Annotated in this window: 10 protein-coding genes; all 10 read left to right on the forward strand. The window is 41.7% G+C overall.

Going from position 1 to position 10,883, the window contains the following annotated elements; all coding sequences use genetic code 11:
- The first annotated feature begins 28 nt into the window (after window positions 1-28).
- The 10 genes from dnaX to H8S07_RS06685 all read left to right on the forward strand — a co-directional run bounded on the left by dnaX (window position 29) and on the right by H8S07_RS06685 (window position 10,393).
- A complete protein-coding gene (gene dnaX, locus H8S07_RS06640; protein WP_186855710.1) occupies window positions 29-1,600 on the forward strand; it encodes a DNA polymerase III subunit gamma/tau in 1,572 nt (523 codons plus the stop codon).
- Window positions 1,601-1,842: 242 nt separating this feature from the next.
- Complete coding sequence (locus tag H8S07_RS06645; RefSeq protein WP_021859873.1) at window positions 1,843-2,196, forward strand: YbaB/EbfC family nucleoid-associated protein; 354 nt, start codon at window positions 1,843-1,845, stop codon at window positions 2,194-2,196.
- Between the two features lie 21 nt (window positions 2,197-2,217).
- Window positions 2,218-2,814 (forward strand): recombination mediator RecR, encoded by a 597-nt coding sequence (gene recR, locus H8S07_RS06650; protein WP_186855711.1) that lies wholly within the window; start codon window positions 2,218-2,220, stop codon window positions 2,812-2,814.
- A 74-nt stretch (window positions 2,815-2,888) separates the two neighbouring features.
- Entirely contained in the window at window positions 2,889-3,992 is a 1,104-nt protein-coding gene (locus H8S07_RS06655; RefSeq protein ID WP_186855712.1) for a LacI family DNA-binding transcriptional regulator, read from the forward strand.
- A 427-nt stretch (window positions 3,993-4,419) separates the two neighbouring features.
- Window positions 4,420-5,073, forward strand: coding sequence for a fructose-6-phosphate aldolase (gene fsa, locus H8S07_RS06660; protein WP_021859930.1), 654 nt, complete (start codon window positions 4,420-4,422; stop codon window positions 5,071-5,073).
- A gap of 28 nt (window positions 5,074-5,101) precedes the next feature.
- Window positions 5,102-5,938 carry a transketolase gene (locus H8S07_RS06665; protein WP_021859929.1) on the forward strand — a complete coding sequence of 279 codons (837 nt, stop codon included), beginning with the start codon at window positions 5,102-5,104 and terminating at the stop codon, window positions 5,936-5,938.
- Window positions 5,926-6,864: a transketolase family protein gene (locus H8S07_RS06670; protein ID WP_117537883.1), complete on the forward strand. Its 939-nt coding sequence runs from the start codon at window positions 5,926-5,928 to the stop codon at window positions 6,862-6,864. The genes H8S07_RS06665 and H8S07_RS06670 overlap by 13 nt, the downstream gene beginning before the upstream one ends.
- Before the next feature lie 173 nt (window positions 6,865-7,037).
- Window positions 7,038-8,153: a LysM peptidoglycan-binding domain-containing protein gene (locus H8S07_RS06675; RefSeq protein ID WP_118520506.1), complete on the forward strand. Its 1,116-nt coding sequence runs from the start codon at window positions 7,038-7,040 to the stop codon at window positions 8,151-8,153.
- A gap of 113 nt (window positions 8,154-8,266) precedes the next feature.
- Window positions 8,267-9,457: a DUF5711 family protein gene (locus tag H8S07_RS06680; protein WP_118288330.1), complete on the forward strand. Its 1,191-nt coding sequence runs from the start codon at window positions 8,267-8,269 to the stop codon at window positions 9,455-9,457.
- 9 nt (window positions 9,458-9,466) lie between these two features.
- Entirely contained in the window at window positions 9,467-10,393 is a 927-nt protein-coding gene (locus H8S07_RS06685) for a CvpA family protein (RefSeq protein ID WP_117537880.1), read from the forward strand.
- Window positions 10,394-10,883: the final 490 nt, after the last annotated feature.

Genomic DNA, 10,883 nt, shown 5'->3' on the forward strand with positions numbered 1-10,883 from the left:
ATGACAGATAAACAGGGAGTGTAAATAAATGTCTTATATGGCATTGTATCGTAAATTCCGGCCGGATGAATTTGAAGATGTTAAAGGTCAGGATGCGATTGTTAAGACTTTAAAAAATCAAATAAAAGCAGACCGTATCGGTCATGCATATCTGTTTTGTGGGACAAGAGGAACCGGTAAAACAACGGTTGCCAAAATATTTGCAAAAGCAGTAAACTGCGAACATCCGGTAGACGGAAGTCCATGCGGAGAATGTAGTATGTGCAAGGCAATCAGTGCCGGCAATTCCATGAATGTAATCGAGATTGATGCGGCATCGAATAACGGTGTGGATAATATCCGTGAGATCCGTGAGGAAGTTGCTTACAGACCAACTGAAGGACGCTACAAAGTTTACATTATCGACGAGGTGCATATGCTTTCGATCGGTGCTTTCAATGCACTTTTGAAAACGCTGGAAGAACCGCCGGAGTATGTTATTTTTATTTTAGCGACAACAGAAGCGCATAAGATACCGATTACGATTTTAAGCCGCTGCCAGCGGTATGATTTTAAGCGGATTTCCATAGATACGATTGCCGGACGGCTCCGGGAGCTGATCAATAAGGAAGGCTGGGATGTGGAAGACAAAGCAGTGCGGTATCTGGCGCGGATGGCAGATGGTTCTATGCGAGATTCCTTAAGTCTCCTGGATCAGTGTGCGGCTTTTTACATTGGAGAGAAGCTGACATATGACCATGTGCTGGAGGTGCTTGGTGCTGTCGATACCGAGGTATTCAGCAAGCTTCTGCGCAGACTGCTGGACATGGATGTGCATGCAGTGATCGAGACAGTGGAAGAACTGACGATGCAGGGCCGCGAGCTGTCGCAGCTTGCAGCTGATTTCACATGGTATTTGAGAAATCTGTTACTTGTGCGCTGTTCAGATGACATGGAAGATGTGCTGGATGTTTCTACGGAGAATCTTGCACGTCTGAAGGAAGAAGCGCAGATGATCGATAACGATACACTGATCCGTTATATCCGTGTATTTTCTGATCTTACGAATCAGTTAAAATTTGCAACACAGAAGCGAGTGTTGCTGGAAGTTGCGCTGATCAAGTTATGCAAACCGGCGATGGAGACGAGTCAGGATGCACTTTTGGACCGCATCCGCGCCGTGGAAAAACGTCTGGATGAAGGCGTGGTAGTTGCAAATGCGCCGGTAGCAGCTTACCAGATGCCGGCATCGGATACTTCTGCAGCACAGGAGAAGAAGCCAGAGCTTCCGAAAGCACTGAATGAAGATGTGAAAGCGGTTGCTGCAGATTTTCGGATGATCGCCAATGATGCATCCCCGATGCTGCGTAACTTTCTTAAGCGGGCAAGGCTCAGCGCAGGTGAAGGCAACCGGCTTATGATTGTACTTCCGGATGAAATGAGTGCAGATATGGTTGGCTCGGATGCACATAAAGCAGAGATAAAAGAGCTTATTTCAGAGAAGATTGGCAAAGATGTCGAGATCGATGTACGGCATGTAGAAGAAGGACATAGGTTTGAAGACCAGTTTGTGGATATTGAAAGCCTGATACACATGGACATAACAGTTGAGGACGAATGATACTTAAATATCAGGTTTTAGGTTTTTTTATTAACTTGAACTTGTTTATGAGTGGATGAAAGATTTTGAAAACTGCCCAGTATATGTATAAAAGTGGGATTGAGATTCTACGACATATAAATGGAGGGGAAAAGTGTGAGAATGCGGAATACGGAACCGCTCGCAGATATTATAATTAGAATTACATACAACAGATAGACTGATAATTACAAATTTTATTACAAAACAGGAGGATTTTAATCATGGCAAAAAGAGGTGGATTCCCAGGCGGCGGAATGCCGGGAAATATGGCAAATCTGATGAAGCAGGCACAGAAGATGCAACGTCAGATGGAAGAACAGGCAAAAGAGATGGAAACAAAAGAATTTACAGCAACAGCAGGTGGCGGAGCTGTGGAGGCAACAGTTTCCGGTTCAAAAAAAATTGTGAAACTGAAACTGGATGAAGAAGCAGTAGATCCGGATGACGTGGAGATGCTTGAAGACCTGATCGTTGCGGCTGTCAATGAAGCACTTGAGAAAGTAGATGCAGAGTCTGCTTCTGCAATGTCCAAATTTACAGGCGGAATGGGCGGCGGAATGCCGGGATTATTCTAATACGGGAATGGTGAGCAGAAGATGGATTACTACAGTAACCAGATAAGCAAACTGATCGAAGCCTTATCCTGTCTGCCTGGAATTGGTACGAAGTCGGCGGCAAGGCTTGCATTTCACTTGATCCATATGCCAAAGGAAGATGTACAGAAACTGGCAGATACAATGGTGGAAGCAAGACAGAATGTCAGATATTGCGCAGAGTGCTACACACTGACTGATCAGGAACTCTGCCCAATCTGCAGTAATAGAAACAGGAATCATAAGACGATTATGGTTGTGGAAAATACAAGAGATTTGGCAGCTTATGAAAAGACGGGAAAATACAACGGGGTTTATCATGTCCTGCATGGAGCGATTTCACCAATGCTTGGTATCGGTCCGGAAGATATTAAACTGAAAGAGCTGATCAAACGACTGGAAGGCGATGTGGAAGAAGTGATCATCGCGACCAATTCCAGCCTGGAAGGTGAGACAACAGCGATGTATATCAGCAAATTGATCAAACCGATCGGCGTGAAAGTCAGCCGGATCGCCAGTGGTGTTCCGGTAGGCGGAGATCTGGAATATATTGATGAAGTGACATTGCTCCGAGCGCTGGAAGGCAGAACGGAATTATAAAGTAAAAGGGGACGGGGATTTTCTAGAAAAGCCCCGTCCCCTTTTAAAGAGTGTGGAAGGATGTGTGGAAAACTATGAGAAAACGTAAAGTGACATCTATGGATATCGCAAAAGCTGCCGGAGTGTCGCAGTCGACCGTTTCAATGGTATTAAATAAAAAATATAATGTGTCTTTTTCAAAAGAGACTGTGGAAAAAGTTGAGCGTGTGGCGAAAGAATTGGGATATGTTCCGCAGAAACGTAAACACCGCAAAGAAAGTAAGAAAGAAAAACTTCTGGTTGTATTTTGCTCCAATCTTACAAATCCATACTATGTAATGCTTCTGCAGGGGATTGAATCGCGGGCGAAAGAGCAGGGATTCGGACTGTTTGTCTGCAATACGCAGCGTGATTTACATATGGAAGAACGATATCTGAAAATGATGTGGGAATTAAAGCCACTTGGCATTATTTATACATGTAATCCGAGTCATTGTTTTATGGAACTGGTAGAAGAATTGTCAAGATCGATTCCGGTTGCAATCATCAATAACCAGAATGAACGGCTGAATGTAGATGCTGTGGAACTGGACAATTCCAAACTGGGACGCATGATGGCAGAACATCTCCTTGAACTGGGACACCGGAAAGTGGCATATGTGGCGCCGCCATTGACGACCAGGCAGAAACAGCGGTCAAAACGTGTGGAAGGATTTCTGAATGGATTTGCGGAAAAAGGTCTGAAAGACCAGGTCATCATCAAAGCGGCGAGAGAAGAAATTGATCTGGATGTGGCACATATTGATTCGGAGTATAAGATTGGTTACGAGCTGACACGTGAGCTCCTGAAAGAATCACCGGAAGTGACGGCTATTGTTGGCCTGAACGATATGATCGCCTTTGGCATTCTCGATGCACTGCACGAAGCGAAACTTAAAGTGCCGGGAGATATGTCTGTGATGGGATGCGATAATACATTATTTGCCCGGATGCACAAAGTAGATCTTACGACTATTGAACATTTTGTAATATTCAAAGGAAGGGATGCATGCGATATTATTATGAAGAAAATCGCATCTCACAATACGAAATATTCGGACATTGAGCCAATCAGTACCTATCATGTCGAATATGAACCGAAACTGATCGTGCGCGGAACAACATCTTACCCACGGGAAATAAAACGCAGGCGCAGGTAGGCGCTACATATAGAAATAAAGAGTGGGAACGGATAAATCTTACATACAGAAATAAAGAACAAGAATAAGTGAACTTTGTGTGTGGGTATAAGGCAGGGAATTGGATGAAATCTGCATGCAGAATTATGGATAAAAATAAATTACAGATGGAAAATTAATATATTTTCGAAAATTATTATTAATAATATGGCATCGACAAAGCAGTATGGCATGAAAACAACAGAAAATAATAGAATATCGAAAAAATATCGTAACAATTTTACAAGGAATTAAAAAATGTTAATTAATATAACGTATTTATTAATAGAAAAAATTATTAATAAAAAAATGAACTATTGACCAAATGTCGCATGATAGGATATAATTTTATCATGTGAACATAAGGATCTGTGAAGAGATTCACGAATGATTAAAGGAGGAATAAAAAATGAAATTTTTCATTGACACAGCGAACGTTGACGACATCAGAAAGGCTAATGACATGGGAGTTATCTGTGGAGTAACAACAAACCCATCTCTGATCGCTAAAGAAGGAAAAGTATTTGAAGAGGTAATCGCAGAGATCGCATCTATCGTGGATGGACCGATCAGTGGTGAAGTAAAAGCTACAACTGTTGATGCTGAAGGCATGATCAAAGAGGGAAGAGAAATCGCTAAGATTCATCCGAACATGGTAGTTAAGATCCCTATGACAGTAGAAGGATTAAAAGCTTGTAAAGTACTTTCTTCAGAGGGAATTAAGACAAATGTTACATTAATCTTCTCTGCTAACCAGGCACTTCTGGCTGCAAGAGCAGGAGCAACATATGTATCTCCATTCCTTGGACGTCTGGATGACATTTCTGTAAGAGGAACTGACCTGATCACAGAGATCGCTCAGATCTTCGAAGTTGCAGGAATCGACACAGAGATCATTGCAGCAAGTGTACGTCACCCAATGCATGTAACAGACTGCGCATTAGCAGGAGCTGATATTGCAACTGTACCATACAAAGTTATCGAGCAGATGACAAAACATCCATTAACAGACGCAGGAATCGCGAAATTCCAGGCTGACTACAAAGCTGTATTTGGAGAATAGAGAGCATTTTCATATTAGGAGGAACACCATGAACAAATTAGAATTAATGAAGATGGCGAACGAAGTTCGTAAAGGTGCCATCACAGCAGTTCACAGTGCCAAATCCGGACATCCGGGCGGATCACTGTCAGCAGCTGACATTTATACATATCTTTATTTTGAAGAGATGAATGTAGATCCAAAAGATCCTAAGAAAGCAGATCGTGACCGTTTTGTACTGTCCAAAGGACATACAGCACCGGGTTACTATGCGACACTTGCCAACAAAGGCTTTTTCCCGGTTGAAGATCTGACTACACTTCGTAAAGTGGGATCTTACCTGCAGGGACATCCGGATATGAAACACATTCCGGGAGTTGATATGTCAAGTGGTTCTCTTGGACAGGGGATTTCAGCAGCAGTTGGTATGGCAATTTCTGCAAAATTAAATGATGCATCTTACAGAGTATATACTCTGCTTGGAGATGGTGAGATCCAGGAAGGACAGGTATGGGAAGCTGCTATGTTAGCAGGTCACAGAAAACTGGACAACCTTGTAGTAATTGTAGATAACAATAACCTTCAGATCGACGGAACTGTAGAAGAAGTAAACTCCCCATATCCAATTGACAAGAAGTTTGAAGCATTTAACTTCCATGTAATCAATATCGACGGACATGATTTCGATGCAATCGATGCTGCATTCAAAGAAGCAAGAGAAATAAAAGGACAGCCAACAGCAATCATTGCCAAGACTGTGAAAGGTAAAGGAGTTTCCTTTATGGAGAATCAGGTATCATGGCACGGATCTGCTCCGAACGATGAGCAGTATGCAGTTGCTATGGCAGATTTAGAGAAAGTAGGTGAAGCATTATGTCAGAAGTAAAGAAGATCGCAACAAGAGAAAGCTACGGTAATGCTTTAGTTGAATTAGGTAAAAAACATGACAATGTTGTAGTTTTGGATGCAGACCTTGCAGCAGCTACAAAGACAGGAATCTTCAAGAAAGCATTCCCAGAGCGTCATATTGACTGCGGTATCGCAGAGAGCAATATGATTGGTGTGGCAGCAGGACTTGCTACAACAGGAATGGTTCCATTTGCAAGTTCTTTTGCAATGTTCGCAGCAGGACGTGCATTTGAGCAGGTTCGTAACTCGGTCGGATATCCGAAGTTAAATGTTAAGATCGGAGCAACTCATGCAGGTATTTCTGTAGGAGAAGACGGAGCAACACATCAGTGTAACGAAGATATCGCTCTGATGAGAACAATTCCGGGAATGGTTGTTATCAACCCAGCTGATGATGTTGAAGCAAAAGCAGCAGTAGAAGCAGCTTACGAACATGTAGGACCTGTTTATCTTCGTTTCGGAAGACTTGCTGTTCCGGTAATCAATGACAATCCGGATTACAAATTCGAGCTTGGAAAAGCTGTAACATTAAGAGAAGGAACTGATGTTACAATTATCGCATCAGGACTGACTGTTTCTGAGTCACTTGTAGCAGCAGAGAAGCTTGCAGCAGACGGAATCAGTGCAGAAGTAATCAACATGCACACGATCAAACCGTTAGACGAAGAAGCAGTTATCAAAGCAGCAGCTAAGACGGGCAAGATCGTAACAGCAGAAGAGCACTCTGTTATCGGAGGACTCGGAAGTGCAGTATGCGACGTTGTTGCTGAGAAAGCACCTGCAAAAGTTCTGAAGATTGGTGTAAATGATACATATGGAGAGTCTGGACCGGCTGTAGAACTGATTAAGAAATACGGACTGGATGCAGACAGCATTTACGAAAAAGTAAAAGCATTTGTATAAGAAAAAATATGACCTAAAAGGGGACGGGGATTTTCTAGAAAATCCCCGTCCCCTTTTTACATTTATTCACATCCTGTCGAAAACTTTATCCACTTTATCCCCATCGTATGCTAAAATCTGCAAAAATCCCGTGCTACCATATACAAAAATTTCATAAATGAGGTGAGGAGTATATGGAAAGACAATTTCCAAAAAATGTAAGGCAAATCGGGAACGTCAGTGACGAACCAAAAATCTACATGGAGGACTATGTAGATACGTATCTGAATCAATTGCGGATGAAAGCAATTGATTCGCCGATAGCAGCTCTGCTCACAGGGGAGATTGTGGAGCAGGAAGGACAGGCAGTTGTATACATATCAGGAGCGCTGCAGATTGAAGCGGTCGAAGTTGCAGGGACAGAGATTCGGATGGATGAAGAGATATGGAAACGGACGCAGGAGGAGCGGGAGACGCATTTCCCCGAACAGGAAGCAGTCGGCTGGTGTATGATCGAGACCGGTCATCCGATGGGACTGAATCAGGGGGTGGGAGAGCTCCATAAGAAATTATTTGAAAAGGAAAATACCGTTTTCGTATGGCGTGATGCACTGGAAACGGATGAAATTTTTTATGCGTGCAAATATGGTGAGCTGATGCAGATGGGCGGACATTATATTTATTATGAAAGAAATCCGACGATGCAAAGTTATATGATCCGGACGAGAAAAGAAAATGGCGTGACACCCAGTGAGCTGGTTGAGGATCGAGCTGCAAAGAATTTTCGTAGTACAGTAAGAAACAAAAAGAATTATCGGGAACAGAGGCAGTCATCCAGATTTAGCTATGCGATGAGTGTATCTCTGGTAGTTGTTGTGCTTGCAATCGGAATCTCAACCATGAATAATGTGGACAAGATGCGCTCGGTACAGAAATCCCTGGACATGCTGTCCATGTCGATCGGCAAAACCGAAGAGACAAATGGAACTGTAAAAGAAGCTGAAAATAATAAAGAAGATAAACAAAATCAGAAAAATAAAACGGAAGAAAAAACCGTGGATAATAAAGCGGATAGTAAGGGAACCGAAAATCGAAAAAAAACAGAAAATGAACAGCAGAAGACAGAACAGTCAACAGCCACAGGAAAACAGGCGCAGGAAGATTATTATACTGTACAGCGCGGCGATACACTGGACAAGATCAGTCTGAAACTGTATGGAACAGCAAATCATGTAGAAGCTATCTGTAAGATGAATGGTCTGACAGACGGAAATCTGATTTATATAGGACAAAAACTTTTGCTTCCATAATATTTTAAATAAGAAAAGCAAAGCCGGAACTGTGAAGTGACAAGTTTTGGCTTTGCGTCTGTTTCTGGGATGTGCTATACTGGTCACAAAATCAAAACAAAGGGGATAAAAACGTGCAAAGTAAAAATAGAAAATTCCGGGTTGTAGATGAGAACCATTCTCCAGATCCGAGAATCCCGAATGTAAAGCGCAAAAGAGTGTGGAAAAAGAGTACACTTCTGTTCGCGGGAGGACTGCTACTTTTGGTGCTGGTGATTTTCGGGATTATTTATTTTAGAACATACACTTCTGTCCGCGTATCTGAAACTTATGCGCTCAGCGGAGCAGCGAACAGCAGTTATAAAACATTTGCGAAAGGGGTATTAAAATACAGCCGTGACGGTGTAGCCTATGTAAATGAAAAAGGGGAAGAGCAGTGGAACCAGTCCTGCCAGTTAAAGACACCGATCGTAAAAGTCATGGGAGACTGTGCCGCAATTGCGGATGAAGGTGGAAATGATATTTTTATATTTGATAAAAATGGCGAAAAAGGAGAAGTGCACACGACCCTTCCTATTGAAAAGATCGCCGTATCAGGACAGGGAATCGTAAGCGCAATTGTAAAGAATGAATCCGCTCCGGAGATTGTCTGCTATGATACTGCCGGTAATCTGCTTGTAGAACATCAGGCATCACTTGGCGGAACCGGCTATCCGCTGGATGTTTCCATGTCAGAGGATGGAGAAGTCATGCAGGCAGTTTATATGCAGGTACAGGGAGGAAAACTTATTTCCAAAGTAGCATACTACAATTTTGGAACGGCAGGAGAAAATGTAAAAGATCACGAAGTTGCGAAAAAAGAATATAAGGACAGCGTGTTGGCTGATGGATTTTATATGAAAGGCAATGTATCCGCTGTTGCAGGTGACAACTGTCTGACATTTTTTGATGGCAAAGAGACACCAAAAGAAGTTACAACCGTAACGATCAATAAACAGATCCAGAGCATCTCCCATAATGAAAAATATGTTGGTATGCTGCTTAAAAACACAGGAAAAGATGGATACGAGCTTCGCTTGTACAACACTTCCGGTAAAAAAGTGCTTTCCAAAGAAATAAAAGAAAATTACCGTAACATCAGAATCTGCGGAAATCAGGTGATTCTTTTCGATGGTAAAAAATGCAGTATTTATTTAAAAAATGGAATACATAAATTTGAAGGCACGATGGATGATAGTATATTGGAAATTGTCCCTGTATTTGGGGTAAATAAATATATTGTGCTGGATGTAAATGGAATGGACAACATACGACTTGTCAGATAAGGAGAGTATATGGACTGGATGGTAATGGCAATAGGAGCAATCTTTCTGATTGGATTTGCAGTTGGTATATATAAAGGTGCGGTGAAAATAGCAGTGTCGCTGGCAGCAACCGTTTTTACGCTTATCGTTGTAGTGATCGCGACTCCGTTTGTAGCAGATAAGATCGCAGAACTGACACCGGCAGACGAGATGATCAAGAGCCAGGTAGTAAAAGCAATGGCAGGAGCGGCAACTTCAGCTGTAACCGGTGATTCTGAAGGAGATAATTCCGGCATGACAGCTGAGAATGTCAGGAAAGTATTGAAGGCGGCAGGGATTACTGAAGAAATGCTGAAACAGCATGGTGTTACAATAGATGATATTGTAAATGGAAAGATTACGAGTGAAGATTTGAAAAAATACGGAATTTCTTCCAGTGTTCTGGATGGACTTAACCAAAAGGACAGTTCTTCTGTGGAAGAAGCGATTAAAAACGCAGATATTCCAAAAGACCTGCAAAATAAAGCGATTGAAATGGCAAAATTGCCGCAAGTATTTAAAACGATGTTAAATGACAATAATAATGATAGTGTATATAAAGACCTGGGGGTAAAAACCTTCGCAGAATATGTTGGCGAATTCCTTGCACAGCTCATTATACACATGGTAGCGTTTCTTTGTACATTCCTGCTGGTTACAATTCTTGTACGGGCAGTTGTATTTGCATTAGATATAGTAGCAAACCTTCCTGTGCTTGGCTTCTTTAACCGGCTTGGTGGAGGAGCAGTGGGGCTTTTGATTGCACTGATCATTATATGGTTCCTGTTTATTATAGTTACATTAATGTATGTAACTTCTGTTGGAAGAGAAATGTATCAGACGATACAAAGCAATGCAATATTGAAAATAATATATGATTATAATCCGTTATTAAAACTTGCAATGAACTTCCGGTAGACAGGGCATTCATGAGTAGTTTCCTGTCGCATCCTGCCGTTTTGCATACGGTTCGAATGAGATGTAGAAATTTCTGGAAATAATGAAAAAGCTATTGACAATAAGATCTGGATATGATAATCTAGATAGGCTGTCGCAAGAGAGCAGGATAACTCAGAAATGAGTTGCAAAAAAGATTAAAATAATTATTGACAAAGAGTTGAAATTATGATAATCTATTATAGCTGTCGCGTGAGACACACCTGAGAAGCGTAGATGTCACACGGAAGACAACAAAGAAAAATAAAAAAGTTGTTGACAAACGACATGAAATGTGATAATCTATTAAAGCTGTCGCTTGAGGCAACAGATAAGAACCTTGATAATTAAACAATAGACAACAACCCTGAAAATTCTTAAGAGAATATTCAGAACAGACAAAGAACAAAATGAAGTTCGACTCTGTCGAACGACTTTCACACTAAATTCGTGAAAGACCTCATTAAGTGTT

Origin of the sequence: Dorea hominis (assembly GCF_014287705.1) — a bacterium.
In the GTDB taxonomy this organism is placed as follows: Bacteria; Bacillota; Clostridia; order Lachnospirales; family Lachnospiraceae; genus Dorea_D; species Dorea_D hominis.